This window comes from Ensifer sp. Root954 (assembly GCF_001429005.1).
Classification (GTDB): Bacteria; Pseudomonadota; Alphaproteobacteria; order Rhizobiales; family Rhizobiaceae; genus Ensifer; species Ensifer adhaerens.
In genome coordinates this window covers 96,943-118,810 of sequence record NZ_LMJM01000045.1, presented here as the reverse complement: position 1 = coordinate 118,810, position 21,868 = coordinate 96,943, and the positions used below count along the sequence as shown (strand labels likewise).

General features: G+C 55.5%; 18 protein-coding genes and 1 riboswitch. Of the genes, 15 read left to right on the top strand and 3 right to left on the bottom strand.

The window, feature by feature from the left end:
* Positions 1–4 precede the first annotated feature (4 nt).
* Both ASE71_RS25700 and ASE71_RS25695 read left to right on the top strand, forming a co-directional pair.
* The gene (locus tag ASE71_RS25700; RefSeq protein WP_060521062.1) at positions 5–2,224 is read left to right on the top strand and encodes a hypothetical protein; all 2,220 of its coding nucleotides are present in this window, start codon (positions 5–7) and stop codon (positions 2,222–2,224) included.
* On the top strand, positions 2,221–3,522 hold the full coding sequence (locus ASE71_RS25695) for a glycosyltransferase family 4 protein (RefSeq protein ID WP_060521061.1): 1,302 nt from the start codon (positions 2,221–2,223) through the stop codon (positions 3,520–3,522). The genes ASE71_RS25700 and ASE71_RS25695 overlap by 4 nt, the downstream gene beginning before the upstream one ends.
* 66 nt (positions 3,523–3,588) lie before the next feature.
* Here the strand turns inward: ASE71_RS25695 and thiD are convergent, their stop codons facing one another.
* The gene (gene thiD / locus ASE71_RS25690) at positions 3,589–4,425 is read right to left on the bottom strand and encodes a bifunctional hydroxymethylpyrimidine kinase/phosphomethylpyrimidine kinase (RefSeq protein WP_060521060.1); all 837 of its coding nucleotides are present in this window, start codon (positions 4,423–4,425) and stop codon (positions 3,589–3,591) included.
* Positions 4,426–4,542: 117 nt separating this feature from the next.
* Positions 4,543–4,646: riboswitch (TPP riboswitch) on the bottom strand.
* A gap of 234 nt (positions 4,647–4,880) precedes the next feature.
* Between thiD and rfbC the strand changes: the two genes are divergently transcribed.
* The 6 genes from rfbC to ASE71_RS25660 all read left to right on the top strand — a co-directional run bounded on the left by rfbC (position 4,881) and on the right by ASE71_RS25660 (position 11,700).
* Positions 4,881–5,444: a dTDP-4-dehydrorhamnose 3,5-epimerase gene (rfbC, locus tag ASE71_RS25685; protein WP_060521059.1), complete on the top strand. Its 564-nt coding sequence runs from the start codon at positions 4,881–4,883 to the stop codon at positions 5,442–5,444.
* Between the two features lie 35 nt (positions 5,445–5,479).
* The gene (gene rfbB, locus ASE71_RS25680; RefSeq protein ID WP_060521058.1) at positions 5,480–6,541 is read left to right on the top strand and encodes a dTDP-glucose 4,6-dehydratase; all 1,062 of its coding nucleotides are present in this window, start codon (positions 5,480–5,482) and stop codon (positions 6,539–6,541) included.
* Complete coding sequence (gene rfbD, locus ASE71_RS25675) at positions 6,538–7,458, top strand: dTDP-4-dehydrorhamnose reductase (protein WP_060521057.1); 921 nt, start codon at positions 6,538–6,540, stop codon at positions 7,456–7,458. The genes rfbB and rfbD overlap by 4 nt, the downstream gene beginning before the upstream one ends.
* On the top strand, positions 7,455–8,318 hold the full coding sequence (rfbA, locus tag ASE71_RS25670; RefSeq protein WP_060521056.1) for a glucose-1-phosphate thymidylyltransferase RfbA: 864 nt from the start codon (positions 7,455–7,457) through the stop codon (positions 8,316–8,318). Before rfbD ends, rfbA begins: the two co-directional genes overlap by 4 nt.
* A 443-nt stretch (positions 8,319–8,761) precedes the next feature.
* A complete protein-coding gene (locus ASE71_RS25665) occupies positions 8,762–10,045 on the top strand; it encodes a glycosyltransferase family 4 protein (RefSeq protein ID WP_060521055.1) in 1,284 nt (427 codons plus the stop codon).
* A gap of 629 nt (positions 10,046–10,674) precedes the next feature.
* Positions 10,675–11,700, top strand: coding sequence for a glycosyltransferase family 4 protein (locus tag ASE71_RS25660; RefSeq protein WP_162251900.1), 1,026 nt, complete (start codon positions 10,675–10,677; stop codon positions 11,698–11,700).
* A 136-nt stretch (positions 11,701–11,836) separates the two neighbouring features.
* Here ASE71_RS25660 and ASE71_RS25655 read toward each other — a convergent pair whose 3' ends face one another.
* Positions 11,837–12,127, bottom strand: a complete 291-nt coding sequence (locus tag ASE71_RS25655; RefSeq protein ID WP_244497387.1) for a hypothetical protein — start codon at positions 12,125–12,127, stop codon at positions 11,837–11,839.
* A 410-nt stretch (positions 12,128–12,537) separates the two neighbouring features.
* Here ASE71_RS25655 and ASE71_RS25645 point away from each other — a divergent pair, with 410 nt between their 5' ends.
* Positions 12,538–13,494: an IS1595 family transposase gene (locus ASE71_RS25645; RefSeq protein ID WP_162251899.1), complete on the top strand. Its 957-nt coding sequence runs from the start codon at positions 12,538–12,540 to the stop codon at positions 13,492–13,494.
* On the opposite strand, the gene ASE71_RS25640 is transcribed toward ASE71_RS25645, so the two are convergent.
* The gene (locus ASE71_RS25640) at positions 13,491–13,952 is read right to left on the bottom strand and encodes a hypothetical protein (protein ID WP_060521051.1); all 462 of its coding nucleotides are present in this window, start codon (positions 13,950–13,952) and stop codon (positions 13,491–13,493) included. The genes ASE71_RS25645 and ASE71_RS25640 overlap by 4 nt on opposite strands.
* Before the next feature lie 371 nt (positions 13,953–14,323).
* On the opposite strand from ASE71_RS25640, the gene ASE71_RS25635 reads away from it, so the two are divergent.
* From ASE71_RS25635 to ASE71_RS25610, 6 genes are all read left to right on the top strand, one after another.
* On the top strand, positions 14,324–15,511 hold the full coding sequence (locus ASE71_RS25635; RefSeq protein WP_060539343.1) for a hypothetical protein: 1,188 nt from the start codon (positions 14,324–14,326) through the stop codon (positions 15,509–15,511).
* 9 nt (positions 15,512–15,520) lie between these two features.
* Positions 15,521–16,318 carry an ABC transporter permease gene (locus ASE71_RS25630; protein WP_060521049.1) on the top strand — a complete coding sequence of 266 codons (798 nt, stop codon included), beginning with the start codon at positions 15,521–15,523 and terminating at the stop codon, positions 16,316–16,318.
* A 52-nt stretch (positions 16,319–16,370) separates the two neighbouring features.
* The gene (locus ASE71_RS25625) at positions 16,371–17,582 is read left to right on the top strand and encodes a hypothetical protein (RefSeq protein ID WP_060521048.1); all 1,212 of its coding nucleotides are present in this window, start codon (positions 16,371–16,373) and stop codon (positions 17,580–17,582) included.
* Complete coding sequence (locus ASE71_RS25620) at positions 17,582–18,277, top strand: ABC transporter ATP-binding protein (RefSeq protein ID WP_060521047.1); 696 nt, start codon at positions 17,582–17,584, stop codon at positions 18,275–18,277. Before ASE71_RS25625 ends, ASE71_RS25620 begins: the two co-directional genes overlap by 1 nt.
* Positions 18,278–18,692: 415 nt before the next feature.
* Complete coding sequence (locus ASE71_RS25615; protein WP_060521046.1) at positions 18,693–19,397, top strand: hypothetical protein; 705 nt, start codon at positions 18,693–18,695, stop codon at positions 19,395–19,397.
* Between the two features lie 147 nt (positions 19,398–19,544).
* Positions 19,545–21,731: a glycosyltransferase family 4 protein gene (locus tag ASE71_RS25610; RefSeq protein ID WP_060521045.1), complete on the top strand. Its 2,187-nt coding sequence runs from the start codon at positions 19,545–19,547 to the stop codon at positions 21,729–21,731.
* Positions 21,732–21,868 lie beyond the last annotated feature (137 nt).

Sequence of the window (21,868 nt, the reverse complement as noted above, 5' to 3'; positions counted from 1 at the left end):
TCTCATGCCCAGTACGGAACTCAGCCTGTCCGCAAGCCCAGCACCGCTTGGCCGCATTGCGCGCAGTGGACGCATCATCGCTTGCCCGATCGACGAAACACTGCTGCTCGTTCTCGGCACCGGTGGCCCGATGGCAGATCAGTTGTCGGTCGAGATCAATGAAGATGCGTCGACCCACGTCATGGCATCGGTCGTCGGCTGGCGGCTGGCAGCACCCCAGTCTTCCACCACGCATGGCTTCGCCGCGCTGTTGCCGGTCGAAGGCTCCGAGCCGCTGCCGACTACCCTGCGCTTCGGCAAGACGGGTAACGGCAAGCGCTATATGGTTGCGCCACGCACCGTTTCGATCGGCGAAGTCACGGTGATGCTGAAGGATTTCGCCGGTCCGCAGCTGGTACACGTGCTCGGCCGCCTGGTCGACGTGCTGATCAAGCCACCGCATGCCGACCAACGGCTCGCGGCCATTACGACCCTGCTTAAAACGGGAGCGGCGAGCGACGGATATATCGAACTGCTCGGCGAGGCGCATGATGGAACCATCGCCCTGAAAGGATGGGCGCACGACCTGCCCGCCGGCGTCTGCCGGGCGATCGTCAAGAGCGAGGATACCTTCCTTGCCGATTGCAACGTCGCCATTTTCCAGCGCAACGACGCGCCTGACGGCTCGGCCGGCTTTGTCGGCCTCCTGTCCGCAAACGATCTGCCCCGAGCGCGCGACATCAAGGGCATATTCTATCGCGGCCGCGGCGCCTGGCGTTATGTCGGGCTCCACGAACGCCGGGTCGTGACCGGTCCGCTCGAGACACCCGGCCATATCCGCGCGATGCTGCTCCAGAGCCAGAGCTCGTCCCAGGTCATGCTTCGCCTGCGCGATGCCGCGAGCGGATACGATGGCACCGAGACGATCTCAAGCCTTCCGGTTCCTGTCCGCCTTGGCGTGGATGCACTCTACCAGGGTGAGGATGGTGCCTTCCTGATTTCGGGCTGGCTTTTAGACCCTGATGGGCATGTTGAAAGCGTGCGACTTTGCCGACAGGGCGGCGGCGCGCGGCTGGACGCGGCCTGGACCCGTACCGAACGATCCGACGTCGAAGAGGCCTTCGTCGATCGGGCGGAATTCAAAAGCGCGATTTCCGGCCATCGCCGGTCCCATGGCTTTATCGGTCGCGTCGAGGCGCTTGGTGGCGAGGCGGAGGGACCAGTTCACCTCGAACTCACCCTCAGAGATGCCCGCCGCGCCTACATGCCACTTTTCCCCGTGCGGCTGCCCGCACGCGCCGCCGCCCTACGGCTGCTTGGCTCGATCGATCCGACAAGCTGGGCCCTGCCCGATATTATCGACCGACAGATCGTCCCGTTTCTGACGGCGGCGCGCAACACCGCACCGACCGTCGAGACCGTTGTCGACATGGGCCCCTTCGACCAGGCCGAGGGTACCGCCATCCTTCTTGTCGTCGGAGAAACCGAGACGGATTTCGCACCGCTCCTGGGGCTGCTCGCGCTTGATCCCCAAACCCGTCGTGCGCCGATCGCGCTCGTGCTCCAGGCCGAGCGGTTCCGAAGGCACGCGGTCCACATCCGTCAACTCTCCGAATTCTATCGCCTGCCGCTGCGGCTCGTATCCGTCGAAGGCGCCGGCGATGCATGCGACCTGGCGCAAGCGGCCGCTGCGAGCACGAACAGCGACGCCGTCATCCTGCTTTCCGCGTCGCTGACGCCAGCCAATGCCGGGTGGTATCAGGCACTCGTTGCCGCTTACGAGGCAAACACGGGAAGCATCATTTCTCCGACCCTTGCCTATGAGGATCACTCTATCCGCTGGGCCGGCAGCACGTCGCTCGATCGCCCCGACCATCTTCAATCGAGCCGCTACGCCGGCTATCCCGTCGGCGCCGTCAATCGCCTCAAGCTGACGCGGGTCGCAGCCGCATCGCTCGATTGTTGCATCATGCCGCGCGAAGCGCTGATGGAGGACGCGGGCGCGTCGCCGACTTATCTCGGCGCAGCGCTGAAGGGCCTCGATCTCGCCCTTCGCCTCAGCGGAAAGGGCTACGAGGCCTACTGGCTTCCTTCCCTGCAGATGGTCGGATCGGACGAGGTGCCCGGAGCGGGCTCTGCCGCCACCGCCCGGTTCGTGGAGCGTGTCGACCGGACGCTCTTCCGCGCCCGACGGATGCCCGCCTCCGAAACCGCCCAGACATTCTTCGAGGAGACTGGCGCATGAGCGAAAAACTCCGCGTACTTGTGGCCTCCCACGGCCACCCGACCCACTCTCTCGGCGGGGCGGAAATTGCTTCGCATGGTCTTCACAAGGCGCTGAACGGCCTGTCGGGTGTGGAATCGATCTACCTCGCCCGTGTCGGCAATCCGGTTCCGCGCCATGGCGCCTCCGCGCTGATGAGCCTGCGGCTCGCCATGGACGAAGTCCTCTACCATGCCGAGGACTTCGACCATTTCTTCCTCTCCAACGGCGATACGGACGCGATCCGCCGCGACCTCTTGCGCTTCGTCGGCGACATCAAGCCGGATGTCGTTCACTTCCACCATATCCTCGGCTTCGGCCTGGAAGCCCTCTATGCCGTTCGTGATGCCCTGCCCAAGGCACGCATCGTCGTGACGTTCCATGAATATCTGCCGATCTGCCACAATCACGGGCAGATGGTGAAGCGCTCCTCTGGCCAGCTTTGCAACGGCGCCTCACCGATCAGTTGCCACACGTGTTTTCCTGAAATCCCGGTGTCGCGGTTCGTTCGCCGCGAACAGTTCGTGCGCGGCATGCTCAATCTCGCCGATGCCTTCATCGCGCCGAGTGCCTTTCTCGCCAACCGCTATGTCGAATGGGGTCTTGAAGCCGCAAAGATCTTCGTCATCGAGAACGGCATCGTCATGGGCGACAAGGCGCCGGCCCGCGAATTGCCGTCGCCGACGGCCCGGCGCAACCGTTTTGCCTATTTCGGGCAGATGACACCGTTCAAGGGCGTTCATGTGTTGATCGACGCGGTATCGCGCGTGCCCGGCGACATCTGGGGCGACGATTCCTCACTGATGATCTTCGGCGGCAACCTCGAGCGTCAGCCGAAGGACTATCAGGAGAAGGTGGCTAAACTGATCGAGGACGCCGGTCACCGCGTCCGCTTCTACGGCGCCTACCAGAACCAGGACATGCCGCGGCTGATGCGCTCGGTCGACTGGGTGGTAATGCCCTCGGTCTGGTGGGAAAATTCGCCCGTCGTCATCCAGGAGGCGTTGCATCACGGTCGGCCGATCCTGTGTTCAGACATCGGCGGCATGGCCGAAAAGGTTCGCGACCGGCTGGATGGCTATCACTTCCGCGCCGGCAGCGCACAAGACCTTGCAGACCGCCTTATAGACGTGCTGAGCACGCCGCGATCATGGGACAATCTGCGGGCAACGCTCCGGCGACCGACGAGCCATGTCGACTGCGCGCGCGAGCATGTGGCGCTCTATCGCAAGATGCTCAAGGGCGAGCAACCGGCTGCGCCGAGCGCGGCAGTGGCCTGAGGTGCAATGAACGCCATGCTACCGCGGAAAGCCATACTGAGTCATTCGTCCGAGGCGGCCGTCTGCTTAGGCCCCTTCCGAAGACGCTGTGCTCTTGCTGCGGCTATCGCCCCACCAATGATGAAAATGATGCACCGGCCCCCGCCCCTGTCCGATGGTCAGACGATCGGCAGCGACCAGCGCATCATGCAAATAGGCCTTGGCAGCGACGACCGCATCCTCGATCGGCCTCCCCTTGGCAAGACCCGCAGCGATTGCAGCCGAGAGGGTGCACCCGGTGCCGTGATCGTTCCTGGTTTCGATCCGCGGCCGCGACAGTTGCAGGACCGTTCCCCCGCTATAGAGGATATCGATCGCAACTCTTCCCTCTGCATGCCCGCCTTTCATCAGCACCGAACGGGCGCCGAGTTTCAGAAGCATCTCGGCCTGGCGCGCGATCTCGGTTTCGGTTTCGGCGATCCCGCGTCCGGTCAACAGCGCCGCCTCGGGCAGGTTCGGCGTCAGAATGAGCGCGAGCCGCAACAACTCCTCCTTGAGCGTCGCGACCGCGTCCGGCTGCATCAAGTGATCGCCCGAGGTCGCCACCATCACCGGGTCGATGACAGCCAGCCGGTCGTAGCGCTTCAGACCAGCCGCGATCACCGCGATCGTCTCGCGCCGCGACACCATTCCGATCTTCACCGCACCGATGGCGAGATCCGAAAACACGGCGTCGATCTGAGCGGCAACCACGGTTTCGGAGATATCCTCAACCGCAGAAACCCCGCGGGTGTTCTGCGCCGTGACCGCGGTGATCACGCTTGCGCCATAAACTCCGAGCGCCGAGAACGTCTTCAGATCCGCCTGGATGCCGGCCCCGCCGCCGGAATCCGAACCTGCGATGGTAACGGCGATCGCGGTCATCGCCCCACCTGCATGAGCCTTGAGCCTTTTTGGATTGAGTCAAAAACAGACACGAGCAAAGCGACCTCCCGGAAATGGACGGAGATCCGATCGGTAAGCGCAAAGACGGCTGGTGAGCAGAAGGGCCCTTGCCGTTCCTACGCCGGTATGATCCGGATCAGGTTCAAGGGTCTGGCTCACCGCCATCTCAGCACCGTTACAGTGCTCCCCTCGGCGGGTGGGATGCTAGGGGAGCGTGGGCGGGGATGTCAATTGGCCGATACCGCGGATAGACGCCGCGCTTTTCGACACAGGCGCTGCGGAGCAAGCCGTCAAGTGACAGGCCACGGAATAATACTTCCACTTCATGAGCCTGCTTATCCGGGATCGGAAATGATCAAGGCGAAAAACAACGTTAGCACGCCACGATCGGCGTATTATTTTGCACATAGGCCGCGGCGACGGAGGAATATACAATGAAGATCGAAGAAACGGCTATTCCCTCCGTTTTCTTGATCAAGCCCAAGCGATTGATCGACGCGCGTGGCTACTTCGCTGAGACCTTTCGGGCTGATTGGTTCGCCGAGGTCGTCGGTACGTACTCTTTCGTTCAGGACAATCAATCGCTGTCACTTGAAGACGGCACTGTGCGCGGACTGCATTTCCAACTGGCGCCGCGAGCACAGGGAAAACTGGTTTCTTGTATCGCCGGCGCCCTTTGGGATGTGGCGGTGGACCTTCGACGCGGATCACAGACCTACGGGAAGTTCGTAGCCGCTGAGCTTTCGGAAGAAAACGGTCACCAGCTCTGGATTCCGCCGGGTTTCGCTCACGGCTTTTGCACCCTGAAACCGTCGACCGTAGTCAGCTACAAAGTGACCGATTACTACAGCCCTGAGCATGATCGTGGGCTTCTCTGGAACGACCCAGAACTCGGGATAAACTGGCCCGTGCCCCCGAGTAACGCCATCCTGTCGGACAAGGACAGGGATCAGCCAAAACTCTCCAATCTACGCGCTACGCTCGGACGAGAAGCTTAGTCTCGATGTTGATCATAAAAGGACTTCGCTGAGTTATGCGTGTACTTGTCACTGGCGGGGCTGGCTTTATTGGTTCAGCGGTTATTCGACACCTCATTATCGACAGGGGATATGACGTGTTGAACGTAGACAAACTGACCTACGCAGGAACCCTTAGCTCCCTAAGGTCCGTCGCAAACAACCCATCATATCGCTTTCTCAGGGCTGACATATGCGATGGGCGGGCTATTGCCGATGCCTTCTCCACATTCAGGCCCGATCGCGTCATGCATCTCGCTGCCGAGAGTCATGTCGACCGCTCAATTACTGGAGCAAGGGATTTCATCGAAACGAACGTTCTTGGAACGTTCAACCTGCTGGAATGCGCAAGGGCATATTGGCAGTCCATGAAGGAGGAGGGCAAGCGCAGGTTTCGCTTTCTTCACGTTTCAACGGATGAAGTGTACGGCTCGCTCGCGGACGCGCAGCTGTTTTCCGAGGAGACGCGGTATGATCCAAGCTCCCCTTATTCGGCTTCGAAGGCCGCTTCCGATCATCTCGCCAAAGCATGGGCACGCACCTATGGCATGCCCATCTTGGTGTCCAACTGCTCAAACAACTACGGTCCCTATCACTTCCCCGAAAAGCTGATCCCGCTGACCATCCTGAACGCGCTCGAAGGCAAGCCACTCTCGATCTATGGCGACGGCACGAACATTCGCGACTGGCTCTTCGTCGATGACAATGCCCGCGCGCTCGACCTGATCGCGGAGCGCGGTAGAATTGGCGAGACTTACAATGTCGGGGGACGCAACGAGCGGCGGAACCTCGATGTAGTCAGGCGCATCTGCGCCACACTCGACATGCTGGTCCCCGCATACTGTCCACGGAAAGAGCTCATTCAATTTGTCGATGACAGGCCGGGGCACGATTTGCGCTACGCTATCGATGCGACGAAACTGGAAGAGGAGCTCGGCTGGAAGGCGGAAGACAGCTTTGAAAGCGGAATTGAGAAGACGATCCGCTGGTACTTAGACAACGAATGGTGGTGGCGCCCTCTTCGCAAGGGATATGACGGGGTGCGCCTGGGTGTGCTGCAGTCTGGTGTTGGGCAATGAACCAGATTCCACGCATCGTTGTCACGGGCCTGAAGGGCCAGGTTGTTCAGTCGTTTGTCGAGCAAGGGAATGGCCGCAGCGACTTTGAAGTCATTCCGCTCGGTCGCCCGCAACTAGATCTGAAGGATCCGAGTTGCATAGACGGTGTCATAAGGGCAGCAGCTCCTGACGTGATCATTTCGGCCGCCGCCTATACCGCCGTCGACCACGCCGAGGCCGATGAGACGAGAGCATACGCGATTAACGCGGTCGCACCACAAGAATTGGCGCGCGTCGCGAAAGCCCTGAATATCCCGATCATCCATCTATCGACGGACTACGTCTTCGACGGGACAAAATCCACACCGTATACCGAAAGCGATAGGGTGTGCCCTGTAAACGTCTACGGCAAAAGCAAGTGGGAAGGCGAGCGAACGGTCGCCGCTGGCACCGACAATCACGTCATTCTGAGGACCGCATGGGTCTACAGCCCGTTCGGCAAAAACTTCGTCCGGACGATCATTCGCAACGCCCAAGGCCGAACCGAACTGCCGGTTGTTATGGACCAGGCAGGCAACCCGACATCCGCACTCGACCTGGCGACCGCGATTTTCGGTATCGCGAAGAATCTGCTGGCGTCAGATGAGCAGGCTCTGCGCGGCACTTTCCATCTGGCGGGCACGGGTGATGCGAGTTGGGCCGATCTGGCTGAAGAAATCCTCGCCCTGTCTCAAGAGCTCGGAGGCCCGTCCGCCAAGGTCAACCGCATCTTGGCCACAGGCTACCCGACTGCGGCAGCGCGCCCCTCAAACTCACGCCTGAACTGCAGCAAAATCGCGCGACACCACGGCATCAGCTTGCCCTACTGGAAGAGCTCCATCGAAGCCACCGTGCGCCGCGTAGTCCAGCACCGGACGGACCTAGAGGTGACGAAATGAAGGGCATTATTCTTGCTGGAGGAAGCGGCACCCGCCTACATCCGATGACATTGGCAAGCTCAAAACAACTGCTTCCGATCTACGACAAGCCGATGATCTACTACCCCCTGTCAACCCTGATGCTGGCGGGGATTCGCGACATCTTGATCATTACCACGCCGCGGGACCTCCCCAGCTTTCAACTCCTGCTGGGCGACGGGTCGAAATGGGGCATCAACCTGAGCTACGCCGAGCAACAATCCCCCGATGGCCTTGCTCAGGCCTATGTGATTGGAGCCGACTTCGTGGCAGGCCATCCCTCATGCCTCATTCTCGGCGACAACGTCTTTTTTGGACACGGCATCACCGAACTCTTCAAGCGCGCCATGGAACGCAAAGAGGGCGCAACGGTCTTCGCCTACCATGTCAGCAATCCGGAACGCTACGGCGTCGTCGAGTTCGACAGCGAACTGAAGGCTGTTGCAATCGAGGAGAAGCCGACCAAGCCCCGCTCCAACTGGGCCGTCACGGGCCTGTATTTCTACGACGAACAGGTCGTAGACATCGCGGCCAACCTCAGTCCTTCGGCCAGAGGCGAGCTTGAAATTACCGACGTCAATGCGACCTATCTCAAGAGGGGTTCACTGCATGTTGAAATGATGGGCCGCGGATATGCTTGGCTGGACACAGGTACACCGGATAGCCTGCTAGAAGCATCCGAATTTGTCGCAACCATAGAACGTCGGCAGGGTTTTAAGATCGCATGCCCCGAAGAAATAGCCTATCGCTTGGGATTAATCACCGCCGATGAATTGGAAGGTCTAGTTGCCCGATACCGTGAGACCAACTATGGAGCTTACTTAAAACGCCTATTAGCCTGATAGGCGTTATCGCGTTGGTCGTTGCCTCATAAGCGCGCAGGGCTAAGAGCGGCGATGCGAAGGCCACAGCAGCGAGGACGTTGCTCGCCAGCATGTCGTCGACGCGCCCGAGTGTTCGAGTTTGCAAAAAAGTAGCGTTCGACACGCTGGCGCCGTCGGTAGCGGCTTGTATCGACTGATCTCTGGATATTGCGATCGCGCTGGGTCAGGTTGTGGGCGCTCCTGCCGCGCGGGCGAACCATATCCAGGAATTCGACCGCCCTCAAAGAGGATCCGATTCATGTGCGCCTCCGACGCTAACTCGCGGAAAGCAGTTCGAGTAGCGCGCTGAGATCATGTTAGACGAAAAGCTGTCATGCGGGTAAGCGTGTTTTGCACATATCAACGTGACAAAAATTTAAGACCTGTTGAATCCTGCGGATAAGGTGAATAGACGTCTTGGTATGCGCATTCTGCTCGATGTCACACGTACCCTAGTTCACTCTCAGAAATCGACGCCCAGCGGCATCGATCGGGTTGAGCATGCTTACATCCGTTACCTTCTCTCTGGGAAATGTGGCGAAGATGTTTGGTTTATTGCAAACACCCCGCTCGGTCGTGGCGCGCTTTCTAGGAAACAGATGCTGGAAATTTTTGACAGTATCGAAAATCAGCATCGGCAAGTCAATTTCCCCACACGCCACTCCAATTTCCAGGACCTAATAGATGTCTTAGCTCGTCCGATAGACGCTAATCGATCGAGGCCGCTCAGCCTGCGCTCTCGCAGGAAAGCAGCCGGTGATAGCCTGTGGACAGTTGCCGTGGCCTTCATGAATGGATTTATGCAGTTCCGACGCTTGATGTCTCAAGACGTGCAAGCGGTGTACTTGCATACGTCGCATTTGCAGCTTGATGAGCCTAACTGCTTTAGCTGGCTTTCACGATCCACTGTCGTTCCGTTCTTTTTTGTTCACGACCTCATTCCTATCGAATTTCCGGAATATTGTTCCGCAGGCGCAACGGAGCGACATGAACGACGTATCGAGACCGTTCTGAGGCATGCAAAAGGAATCCTTGTAAACTCTGAATTCACTCGCGCCTCGTTGGAAAACTATACGAGAGACCGCCATCTTCCAGCGACGGCTGTTGTGCCGCTGGCAAACACTATCAGCCACGGCGTCATCAAGTTGAAGACCAAGTCTGTTGGCAACCCTGCATTCTTTCTTCATGTAGGTACGATCGAAGGTCGAAAGAACATCGGTCATCTCTTAAACGTTTGGCGCCGCTTGATTCAAGTTCTCGGTCCCGAGTCGACTCCGCGACTTATTTTGATTGGGCGCCGAGGCTGGGAGTGCGAGAACGTCCTCTCCGTTATTGACAGAAGTCGAGAGCTTGCAAACCATTTGATTGAGGTCTCTGACGTAAATGACAGCGAACTGCAGGATCTTATGCTTCGGTCCGCTGGTTTGGTAACCGTGTCTGTAACCGAGGGATTTGGGCTCCCCCCGGTAGAGGCAGCTCGGCTTGGACTGCCCGTTATCGCTTCAGACATACCCGCGCATCGGGAAACACTCCGAAATGCTGCGCGGTTCGTGCCGGTACATGACGGGGAGGCGCTGTTGAACGAGGTAATCTCTGCACTAAGGAGAAGCAACGACAAGCCGCTGCCTGCGCAGATCGAAGCCATCGAATGGGACCGCCATGTCCAGAGCGCGCTGGTGTTTGTGGAGTCGGAGTTAAGGCGATAAATAGGATGCAAGTTTTCGCCAACAGACATCAACGTATGAGTGGTTGGCGATGGGATTTTGGCCCACCGGGCGCCAGCCTAATTGATCCGCTCAACTCCGTCTTTTTCTGCACCTTAGAGACTATAACTTGGCGCCGTTTTTTTGTTCCATACTACATAAAGCGTAATCAACAAGGCATTCTCGCATAGAATGAATCCGTGCCGCTAATATCAACGTGGACCGAAGGAGACCCGTTCTTGAACCGTGATTCGCGATTCTACCTGTTAACTCCCAGACAAGGTTTACGACGCGCTTCGGGATTAATGGCCGCCGCTGCAACGACTCGTCATTTGCCCCCTCGAACTCGCGAGGCCGTCGAAAACACCGCCAGTAAAGAGAGGGTCTAGGGGATGGATCACGAACGTCGGATTGGCTCCTTCCTGGTTGACGGAAAGAATCTGGCACTCCCCAACGGTACGGGCGTCGCCAGCTATGCACGATCTCTCTGCGACAATCTTAGAACCACGAGCAATCGAGTCGAACTGCTATATGGCGAGAAGCTATCCACCGTCGCCAGGCAAAACTTGCCTTCGGCGATACACTACCCCCTACGGTATACTAAGAGGATAGTAAGCGCGCTGAGGACCACAGTGCCACAACGTTACCACATCGAACAAGCCAGCGACTCGAGATTGCCCTCGCATCAGCCGGCTGTCGACGGATACTGGAATGCACCAGATGTATTCGATCCGCCACTCGACCTGGTTAAAGCTGGCTGGATGCAGCGTGTTCGCAATGTTATGGCCGTTGATGCCGCGCATTGGACCTATCCTGTTCCGACGCGGCTTGAGGACGCCTACAACATTTACACCTTACACGATCTTGTGCCGCTGATGATGCCCGAGATGACGCTCGACAACAAGCGCGCCTATTTTTCTATGATCAAGAAGATTACTGAGACAGCAGACCTAATAATTACAGTTTCCGAGCAATCAAAGATTGACATTCACACTATATTCAACATTCCGGATACTCGCGTCATAAATACTTACCAAGATGTAAATATTCCGGCAGAGTATTTGACCAAAGATGACGAGCAGGTGAGCACGGAACTCAGGGAAGCCTACGGTTTAGAATGCGGCCAGTTCATTCTCTTCTACGGCGCTATAGAGCCCAAAAAAAATGTCGGTAGGCTGGTGGAAGCTTTTCTCTCGTCGCGCATACAGATCCCACTGATCATCGCCGGAAAGGACGGCTGGTTAGTAAAACACGAATTGCGCGCATACATGGATCACATAGAGAACGCCTTGAATCCGCCGCGGATCAGAAGAATACCCTATGTCCCACGTCACAACTTGTTCAACCTCATACGAGGTGCCCGCGCAGTCGCCTTCCCCTCCCTTTATGAAGGCTTCGGATTACCAATTGCCGAAGCGATGCTGTGCGGAACGCCCCTCTTGACAAGCAACTGTGGGGCAATGCGGGAAATCGCGGGCTCCGCAGCAATTCTGGTGGACCCGTATTCCACGGAGTCCATCCGTTTGGGTTTAGAGAAGCTCACCTACGATTCGGTGCTAAGGGAAGAAATGGGGCGTGCCGGACGCGAGCGCTCGGCCATGTTTAACAGTGACAAATATCGCTCGCGTTTGAATTCCGCCTACTCCAGTCTATGTTGAGTTCGCACCTGAGCCCATGAAAAATCTCCAGCGTCGGCCCACACTTTTCCGGCATTAGGTAGCAAAAGCCACCAAATGCGGCTTATGTATTTGACTCGTATGAGAAATTCATTGTTCGGCGAGTGCGTCGCGGGTTTTAAGATAGCACCTGCAAGAGAGCCGATGGTGAACTGAGGAAGCCGCCAACTACCAGGCCAACGAATCCTAACGCCAACGCTCCGACGATGCCGTGGTTTTCCCAGCCGATGTAAGCACCTACAGCGGTTGCTGTCGCGATGATCGAAACCGTCCATAGGATTTTGATCAGCGAAACCGCACGACGAATGGCTGTTGGTTTGTCTTCGGTCATGCGGACATCAACTTTCTGAAACGCCTGTGTCTTCGATGTAAGTACGGAAAACCCATTCCACCAGAGGTTCAGGTTCATCATCCGTTGCAGCGGATCATTTCCGTTCTCGCCAACCGCTTTTGCGGCCTAGACAATTAACCATTTGAGCCTTTCTCCGATCGACTCCCGCGGAAAGTCCAGGTAAGAACCTGGGTCATGTTCAGGATGATACGCATACAGCTCTGATCTTTCCGCGGCCGTTTTCGGCCGCCGATCCGCTGTGCCCGCTGTCGACTACTGGAGCCTGAACATGACCCTCGACGCCATCACCACCGCCGCCATTGCCTATCGCCCGCATAGTGCGGTGTTGGCCGTCAGTGCCTTGGGCGGGGGCTTGGAAATACGCCAGACCCTCCTCCGGATCGCGGAGGGGTTGAGCCATGGCGAAACCCGGAGACACACCCAAGGGCCAGCACTTCTTGCTCTCGCCAGAGTGCCGAACGCTGACGGTGCTCGACCTCGCCAGGATGCGGGATACGACTGCCTACAACTGGTTTAAGCGCCTGCGCTGGCATGAGACGGAGGGCGAGCCTTACTGCCCAAAGTGCGGAACGCTGCGGTGCCACACGATGAGCCGCAACCGCTTCAAATGCACCGAGAAGACCTGCAAGGCCGTGTTCAGCGTCACCTCGGGCACGGTCTTTCATGCGCGGAAGCTGAGCTTCAAGAAGATGCTCATCGCCATCTGGTTCTCGGCGAACTCGGTGAAAGGCAAGGCGGCGCTCCAGCTCTCGCGTGAGATCGGCGTCCAATACAAGACGGCCTGGGTGCTGCTCATGAAGCTGCGCGAGGCTATCGCCTGGCGCAGGGAGGAATTGGTGCTCGATGGCGAGGTCGAGATTGACGGCAAGTACGCTGGCGGCCACATCCGTCCTGAAAACAAGGCCGAGGATCGAATCGATCGCCGCCTCAGGAAATACCAGAACATGAAGCGTCTGTGCGCTCTTGCGATCCGCCAGCGCGGACTGGGAGGCCAGACGTTTACCCGGATCATCCGAGACGAAGACAGCAACGCAGCCTGGGCGGCGGTCCGGGATCACGTGTCGCGGGAAGCAACGGTCTTCGCGGACGAGCATGGCAGCTATAACGACCTGGCGGGCCTCAACGAGCTGCAACGCGTCAACCACTCAAAGGCCTATCAGACCGACGATGGCACGAACACCAACCAGGTCGAGAGTTTCTTCTCGCGGGTCCAACGGGCCTATGTCGGCATCCACCATCGGTTTTCGTTGAAATACTTCGACTGGTACGTGGCCGAGCTCGCATGGCGCGAGGATTGCCGACACGTGAGCAATCGCAGTCATACGTTCCAGGTGCTGGGCCAGGCACTGTCTCGCCCGACGTCACGCTATCTGTGTGGGTACTGGCAGGGCAACAAGCCGCCGGACCTGATCTGGGAAGGCTAAGGGGCGACCTCCCACAGAACCTTACGACCGTCGAACTGGCCGGACTGCCGAACGCGTCCCGCAGTCGTCAGTTGGGTAAGGACCGCTGACAGGCGGTGTGCGATGTCTGAGAGATTGGCTGGCTCGCTCGCGATGCCGATCTTGACTGCAAACTTCGCTGCGCAGTCGGTCACCGAAATCGGTTCCCCTGCCTCGCGCAGGACCTCCAAGACGGCTTGGCGCTTGTTTACGCCGTTCATGGCCGCTTTCACCTCGGACGACGACGGCTTGGCCTTTCGAGAGCGGTTACCCTGTTCAGGTCCCGTCAGCGCCGATCCCTGATAGTCGGGCTCGTAGCTCAGGATGACGCGGTCCAGCGCTCTCATCAGCTCCTGAATGTCTACCCGCTCCCTTTCAAGCTGCTGCAGCCTGTCAGTCAAGGCGGCTCGCTTCTGCTTCAACTCGTACGCTACACTCATTCGAGGCTCCGTTTTCACCCGGAACCAGGGTAGTCGCGATGCCATTTTAGGTCTGGTGGTTTTTGCTACCTAATGCCGCACTTTTCGCTAGCAACATGCACCCCTCCTAACAAACCGAAAGAAGATTAGTTCGGCCCCACGGGTGAACTGCAACTTGTCCCCAAAACGGATCCTGTCATCCATATTCTCCATGGCAATTCTTGGTCTTTTTGGTTTTGGCGGCTCGCCGAATTTTTTGGTAGTCCTTGCTTTTGGGAAAGCGTACCCTTATGCCCGTGAGGGTGGCCACGATCGGACGCGGTCATAAATAAGCTACCGTTCGGATGCATTTCAGGCGCTCCAGTTCATATATGGTTTGTTAGGTAGAAGCAGTGAAAACAGACGCTAGCGGCCCATCCCTGCTCAAAGGCGCGGTCGATAGGCCTTGGGAGTTGTTCCTTCGCGGGCAATTCGGCACATTATTCAACCGGCATTACGCCCTGGTGCTGTTTGTCGTCATTTTTCTGATTCCGACGGTCTGCTCTCTCCTTTTTGTCGCTATCGCGTCTGGCCGTTACGTATCTGAAGCGCAATACATTGTACGCGGCGTTAATTCGGTGCAAGCAGGGGCCCTCTCGAACCTTCTGCGAACCTTCGGTCTATCACGATCGAATGACGATTCTTACGCTATCGAAAGCTATGTACTTTCGCGCGACGCCCTAACCGGATTGAACAAACGGATTGATATTGCGTCAGTTTACCGTCGCCCAGAAGCCGATATTCTCACTCGTTACAAAACATACTTTGGCTCCGACAGCATTGAATCCCTGTTTGATTATTACCAGAACCAGATAGTTATTATTAGGGACTTCGAGACTGGTATAACTACTCTTACTGTTTCTGCTTACCGCGCGGAGGACGCTAAAAAGATCCTCGAAGAGTTGCTCGCTTTGGGTGAGGCCCGCGTCAATGAGATGAATGAACGAAGCCGCAACGATTTGCTGAGAGTAGCAGAGCAGACGGTCCGAGAAGCCGAGAAGCGCGTTCTCGAAAGTCAACTTGAACTTACCAGATTCCGTTTTGCAGAACTGAATGTGGACTTGGAGCAAGCAGCAGCAGGCCGAGTCGACATTGTCATGAATCTTATCAAAGATCTCGTGAAAGAAGAGGTAAGTCTCAGCAGCCTCGAAGAAAGCGCTCCTTCTAGCCCCGCGGTGGTACGGCAGCGACGCATCGTGGACGCGTTGCGCGACCAAGTGAATGTGGAGAGGTCGAAAATTGCCGGCTCGGACGTTAACGGACTTGCAGCCCAGCTCGGCGCGTATGAGCCACTGATCCTAAAGAAGGCGATGGCTGAAAGGGCATATGAAGCTTCCGTTCGGGCACTAGACCAAGCGCGCGAAGAAGCACGGCGCAAACAAATCTACCTGGAACCGATCGTCAAGCCTCACCTACCAGACAAGGCTACAATGCCTAGGCGCATCCATACAGTCTTTACCGTGGCACTGCTGACATTTGCCAGCTTCGTAATGATCTACCTTCTTGTGTCCGGCGGCAAAGAACACATGAATTTACACTAGGAACGGGTCATGGCAGCGTTTTTTCAAGCAAATATGACGCAAAAACTGAAAGATAAAACACGGGTTTTAAATGCACTTCTAATCCGCGATCTAATGCTCAGGTTTGGCCATGGCAATATCGGCTTTATGTGGCTAGTAGGTGAACCCCTGATACTGACTGTTGGCGTGATGATCGCCTGGTCTGTGATGTACGGCGCACAGAAACACGGAGTTAATATTGCACCGTTGGTCTTGACGGGATATACCACCCTGACGCTACTGCGACACTTCGTAGGGCGCTATGTTCACTGCTTCCGTCAAAATTCGGGGCTTCTTTTCCATCGATGCGTGAAACCTGCGGATACTCTCTTCGCTCGCGGTATCCTCGAATCTATTGGTCTTCTCATTGCGTTCTTTGTGGCGTACATTCCTCTTCTTCTACTTGGCGTAACGGAACCTATTTATGACTTCACGATCGTTCTCGGCGCATGGATCCTGCTTTGCTTCTGGTGCAATGGGTTCGCAGCGATACTAGCATGCCTAGCCGAGCTATCAGATGCAGTCGAACGTTTCGTCGGGCCAGTCATGTATCTGGCGATCCCTCTAACAGGCTCCTTTTACATGATTGGTTGGTTGCCTCTTAACGCACAGCAACTCCTGCTATACTCTCCCTTTGTGCACGGCAACGAGATGCTTCGCGCAGGGTACTTCGGTCCTGGAATCAGAACCTACTGGGATGCAGAATACCTATTTCTCACCGGGCTCGCTTTGAACGCCATCGCCTTGCCACTAATTGGAGTAGTTCAAAAGCGTATCGAAAGCGAATAAGTCGCTCTCTACCTAACGGACCGTAGGCGATCCAAAAAAGAACGAAAGTGAAATGAGTCTGGAAGCGGAAGAAGCGATCAAAGAACGTGACTTGGTTATCGAGGTAGCTTCAATAAAGGGCGACCTCGAGCCAATTGTCTACCACGAGATGCCGATGCGACCTGAGCCCGTAAACGGACTCAAACGTTTCGTTCCGTCGCGTCTCTTCTCTGTGCTAGTAATAGCACCAATGGTCTTGGGGCTGATCTACAATTTCCTCATCGCATCGGATCGTTTTTCTTCAACAGCTTCCTTCGTTGTGCGGCAGAATAAGCAAGGCTCGGGGCTGGCAAGCGTCATAGACGGCGGTGGCGGTCTCGGGCGTTCTGACGAGAACAGTTATGCCGTGACAGATTTCATCTATTCGAGAGACGCCATCGATGAGGTCAATGGGGACGGCTTCGTTTCGCAGCTCTTCTCCCGACAAGGAGTCGACATCTTCTCTCGGTTTCCCTCCATCGCTACAGGGACCACAAAGGAAGATTTTCTACTTCACTACCGGAAATACGTTGATGTCGATTTCAATACCTCTACCGGTATAACTACTATCGATGTTCAGGCTTTTACCACGGAAGACGCCTACGAACTAGCGCGACGCCTGGTAGCCGCGAGTGAAAAACTTGTTAACGATCTCAATATACGTGCTCAGCAAGACGCGACGCACTTCTCAATAATGCTCGTGGAGGAAAGCAAGAAGAATCTCAACGAAATTCAATCGGAGATTACGCGTTACCGCAACGAGAACATGATACTGAATGTTGACAGCGAAGTGTCCGTGTCGAGTGGCCTCATCGGCGGACTCCTCACGCAACTTACCTCGCTCGACGCAGAGATTTCGCAGGTTGAGTACCTAACACCAAGCAACCCTAGTTTACCGGAGTTACGCCGGCGGCACAAAGCGCTCACTCAACAGCTCACAAAGATTCGTCAGGAGTTGGCAGGCGGCGACTCCTCCATCGCAAAGAAAATGGAGCGTTTTGAAGAGCTATCGATTCGACAGAAGATCGCGGAAACAAATCTCATTTCCGCCGAAGCCTCATTGTTGAAGGCGAGGCAAAGCGCCGCCACGGATAAGCTATACCTAGACACCGTCGTAACGCCTCATTTCAGCGACGAGAATAGCCACCCCACCCGCATTCTAAACATCGGACTTTTGCTCTTTATTAGCTTCTCAATCTTCACGATAGTGAGGAGTCTTCGGAGCCTCGTCTTGGAGGATGCTTGATGAACGACACACGGCGCTTGGTCGATTTTACCCCTTTCCGACAGGACTCAATTACGCTTCGGAATATCGTAAAAGAGTATCACACGCCTTCCGGCGTCAAGACCGTGTTGAACGATGTATCCTTCGATATCGGGCCTGGCGAAAAGATCGCCGTTCTCGGACGCAATGGCGCCGGGAAATCCACTCTGGTCAAACTAATTGGAGGCGTAGAGCAGCCGACGAAGGGATTTATTTATCGTGGCTTATCTATGTCCTGGCCTGTAGCCTTTGGCGGTGGCTTTGAGACATCAATGACCGGATTGGACAATATACGCTTCATAGCGAGGCTGTACAACAAGCCCATTCAAGACACCATTGAGCAAGTTGATGACTTCGCTGAACTTGGCAAACATCTGCTGCTACCCGTAAAGGCATATTCTTCCGGAATGCGAGCGCGTCTCGCTTTCGCGCTCACACTTTCAATCGACTTTGAGTGTTTTCTGATAGACGAGGTAATATCGGTGGGCGACCAGCGCTTTCAAAGAAAGAGTCATGATGCACTCTTTGTAAAAAGAAAACACTGCTCGATGATATTAGTTAGTCATGATATAAACATTATCAAAGAATACTGCAGCAAGGCACTCGTATTGAAGGCAGGCAGGGGGAAAGTGTTCGACGATCTTGACTTTGCGCTTAGGATATACTCGTCACTATGATAAGAAAATCTCGATTGTCACCCGTTCCCCCGAATAGCAAAATGAGAAGCATTATCACCGACATTTTATCAGGAATAGTCCGGTGATTTATTGGGTGGTTGGGGCAACATCGCCTCGCTTCATGTTGGTCGCGCGTCTCACGCGCTTCCTGGTTGAGCAGGCGCATGGCCCTACGCTCGTATGTGATGCCAACTCCGCAGAGTCTCTCAAAGCCGGCCTTTCCAATCGCAATGGAGCTCCTTGCCTAATTTGCTCGGATTGCCCCGAAGAAATACTTGCTCAACTTATCGTTCGGACACGCCTGCCTGCCATTTTGGTAGCCGAACCCTTTGATGAGCTTCACGCATTCAGCGCATGCCAATATGACCTCGAATTCTATCCAGCTTTGAGAGAAGTTACGCGTAAACTCTCATCGATGCATACCCTTGCCGGCGTGCCGAATGTCGCAGTCATAAGATTCTCGGAAGACGACAAGCTTCTTTGGCTCTTGAGCCGTATAGCTTCCTTTCTTGACCTCCCGGTGTCCGAGGAACAGTTGCAGGAAGCTCTCGATGCGCATCGAGATCCTCTTGATCCCAACCAGACTGTACTAAGGGCGTGCCGGGTTGTTTACGATTCCAGTGAGAAGATGAGGACGTACGCCCGGAATTATACGATTGAAGAAAGAGATATAATTCAAACGCTTGGAAAATCATACGAGCCGTTACTTATAGATCCCTACATCGATACTATACACTGGCCCATTGAAGCCCTCGTTAACGCGGAGACAGGCTCTCCTTTATCAAGTCCCATTGAACTCCTCGGACCAGCGCGAATTATATCGTATGGCCCGTATCTCTATGTTCCAAGAGGTCGGTGGTTGATAACTTTAACCTTTGATGTCCGAGACAACCACTCGGGCGCTCGTCTAATGATCGACATATATACTCCGGGCTTAGATAGAGTTCTCGTTGCCGCTAAGGGTGAAATTCCGCTTAGTGGTGCATTCTCGACTTCAATGGACTTTGAAATTGACTCCTCGCTTCATGCGATTGAGATTCGGCTCTATTCTCAAGTGGGGGCAATAGAAGGCGTCATTGAGGTGCTTGATATCTCTCTGCAAAAACAAGCGGAAATTTGAATGTGGCGACAAACGTCATCCTTGCCATCTAACTCGAAATCCTAACCAGCCGCGGTACGCGGGACGAAGAACGCGATGTACGGTCATCGAGCGGCTTCATGTCCTCTGCAGCCATGCTACGACAAATCTACGGAGCCCGATTTGCAAATGAAACTGGAGATCGATAGGGAGGCTATCGCCTTGCGACCCGCGGAAGGAGAAGTGTTGCCAAAATGGGGCAAGTCGCTCGTCCGCTCCCTGGCAAATAAAGCGCCTGTAGTATGGATCGACGTATCGGATTTCCTCGCATATGCGCGAGATGGAAACGTGACGGTCAGCGGAATTCAACGGGTAACGGCCAACCTGATCACCAACCGCCACCTTGCCGGACTTGAGACGATTCCTGTGATTCCCGAATTTGATCGGTTACGCTTCCTCGCGGCAGACCCATTGGCAATGGAACAACTAGTTATCGCGCTGCAATCGGGAATGGCGACACGAGAGGAGATAGAGGCACATATGTACTCTGTCTACGAAAGTCGGGTAGAGTTGTGGCCGAGAATGAACGACCGTTTCGTGATGGTTGGAGCATTTTGGATTTACTACAACCACGACCTCCTTATTAAATTTCGCAATACTGGTGTGCGAAATGTTCTGTTTGTTCACGATTTAATCCAGCTAAAAAACCCAGAGTACCTCTCAGCGATCGCAAATAGAACATTTAGACGGTCTTTGGTCGACGTACTTGCCGTCTGCGACCATATCCTGACAAACTCCGAATTCGTAAAAGGGGAGGTGGAGAGCTTTATAGCCACACGCCTCAATCTTTCGTTACCTGTACGTGCCGTTCAATTACCGACAGAGTTGCCAGCAACAGAAGCGGTAACAAGCGCCCCCGCCTCCCTTGCTGAACTTGAGGACCAAGAATTCATCCTATGCGTTGGGACGATCGAGATCCGGAAAAACCATCTCTATTTGATGAATATTTGGAAGAATCTTTCTCTAGAAGGACGCATCAAACTTCCTAAACTGGTCTTTGTTGGGAAATGGGGCTGGAATGTTGAACCACTAAAGGAGGAAATAACGCGAACCGAAGCGACGAAGAAATGGCTACGAATATACAATAACGTAACCGACAACGAGCTGAATTACTTGTATCGTCGTTGCTTGTTTACAATCTACCCAAGTTTCGCCGAGGGCTGGGGACTGCCTGTCGGGGAAAGCCTAGCGTACGGCAAACTCTGTGTGACGTCCGATACCACTTCGATGCCAGAGGTGGGAGGCGACTTCGCTGAATATATCAATCCTTTTGATGTGGCGGATGGTCTTAACACAGTTCGCGGCCTTCTCGCGGACCGCTCCGCGATTGCAGATTGGGAACAGCGTATCAAAGAAGGCTTTGTGCCGAAGACTTGGAGCGCTTTTTGCGGCGAATTTTTTGGGGCCCTTCAATGTATCCCGGACACAGGCGTGACCGCTGCCGTATCAAATTTCAGCTTCAATCCAGGAATCTTCTACAGTTTAGGTGCAGAAGAACTACCACTGCTTGATCGATCTGGTGATTTGTTAGTAACCGCCCGAATGTCGCGCAAAAGTGGTTGGCTGCCATGCGGCGAAGACCTTGCATGGGTAAATGGAACCGACGCGGTAATAGAGTTTCAAACCGATTTTAAAGCGGGCGTGAAATTGCAGGTGTATTGCGAGGTTATTCTTGCGAGTGCGGGTACAATAGTAAGACTCAACGCAGGGGCCGGGTATAAATTGGTTGCAGTTCATCCAGCCAGGCAGCAGGTGTTCAAGCTTGATGGCCTAGTGGGAGCCGACGGTGTCCTTAGAGTGCGCGCGCTTTGCTCCGGAACTTCCTACGTCTTAGATGAAGAACTTGGTCCCGTATATTTTGGGCTCTCATCGATTGCGTTCATACGTGCCGACGATGCGGGAGCGCGAAATGCGTTATTGGAGATGCTGACCATCCGTGGCTATTCCCGTTCGCAGGCAGTGCGCGAAGGAGACGCCGCAGGCGTCGGATCGGTTGATGCCGCGCGCTTTGCGATCCGTTTTCTTTCTAATTCGAGCGGATCCAGTTTTGTAAACGCTGGGCGTCTGTGGCTCGAAGCCGCGCGCTTTGCGGCACGAAGGCATCATTGGCGCTTGGCAGAGATATTCTATACGCGCCACCTTAGGTCTTCACCAGGCAATGCTTCCGCATGGAAGCAACTAGGCCATGCATTAAAGGAGCAATCAATGTATGAAGGCGCACTCTTCGCCTATTCTATTTGCCGGGAGGTAGACCCGGCAGATCGGGAGGTAGACCAACATTTCAAGCACGTAAAGGCAATGCTAAAAAAGAACTAACCCTTCCTGCAAGGAGCACGCGGTCTCATGCTATCCAAATCTTGGACGGGTGTGAGCAGAGGCGAGGCTGCCAGTTTGTCCTGTTCTCGGGGGCGCTGCCGCTGGATGGATGCGCACTTTCACGTGTCGTGGGCGAA

Excerpts from the sequence above, each read along its gene's own strand:
- rfbD (WP_060521057.1), top strand. The coding sequence starts at position 6,538 with ATGAACCAGATTCCACGCATCGTTGTCACGGGCCTGAAGGGCCAGGTT.
- thiD (WP_060521060.1), bottom strand. The coding sequence starts at position 4,425 with ATGACCGCGATCGCCGTTACCATCGCAGGTTCGGATTCCGGCGGCGGG.
- rfbC (WP_060521059.1), top strand. The coding sequence starts at position 4,881 with ATGAAGATCGAAGAAACGGCTATTCCCTCCGTTTTCTTGATCAAGCCC.
- ASE71_RS25610 (WP_060521045.1), top strand. The coding sequence starts at position 19,545 with ATGAAACTGGAGATCGATAGGGAGGCTATCGCCTTGCGACCCGCGGAA.
- rfbA (WP_060521056.1), top strand. The coding sequence starts at position 7,455 with ATGAAGGGCATTATTCTTGCTGGAGGAAGCGGCACCCGCCTACATCCG.
- rfbB (WP_060521058.1), top strand. The coding sequence starts at position 5,480 with ATGCGTGTACTTGTCACTGGCGGGGCTGGCTTTATTGGTTCAGCGGTT.
- ASE71_RS25620 (WP_060521047.1), top strand. The coding sequence starts at position 17,582 with ATGAACGACACACGGCGCTTGGTCGATTTTACCCCTTTCCGACAGGAC.
- ASE71_RS25615 (WP_060521046.1), top strand. The coding sequence starts at position 18,693 with ATGCATACCCTTGCCGGCGTGCCGAATGTCGCAGTCATAAGATTCTCG.
- ASE71_RS25695 (WP_060521061.1), top strand. The coding sequence starts at position 2,221 with ATGAGCGAAAAACTCCGCGTACTTGTGGCCTCCCACGGCCACCCGACC.
- ASE71_RS25655 (WP_244497387.1), bottom strand. The coding sequence starts at position 12,127 with ATGAACCTGAACCTCTGGTGGAATGGGTTTTCCGTACTTACATCGAAG.
- ASE71_RS25625 (WP_060521048.1), top strand. The coding sequence starts at position 16,371 with ATGAGTCTGGAAGCGGAAGAAGCGATCAAAGAACGTGACTTGGTTATC.
- ASE71_RS25700 (WP_060521062.1), top strand. The coding sequence starts at position 5 with ATGCCCAGTACGGAACTCAGCCTGTCCGCAAGCCCAGCACCGCTTGGC.
- ASE71_RS25665 (WP_060521055.1), top strand. The coding sequence starts at position 8,762 with ATGCGCATTCTGCTCGATGTCACACGTACCCTAGTTCACTCTCAGAAA.
- ASE71_RS25630 (WP_060521049.1), top strand. The coding sequence starts at position 15,521 with ATGGCAGCGTTTTTTCAAGCAAATATGACGCAAAAACTGAAAGATAAA.
- ASE71_RS25640 (WP_060521051.1), bottom strand. The coding sequence starts at position 13,952 with ATGAGTGTAGCGTACGAGTTGAAGCAGAAGCGAGCCGCCTTGACTGAC.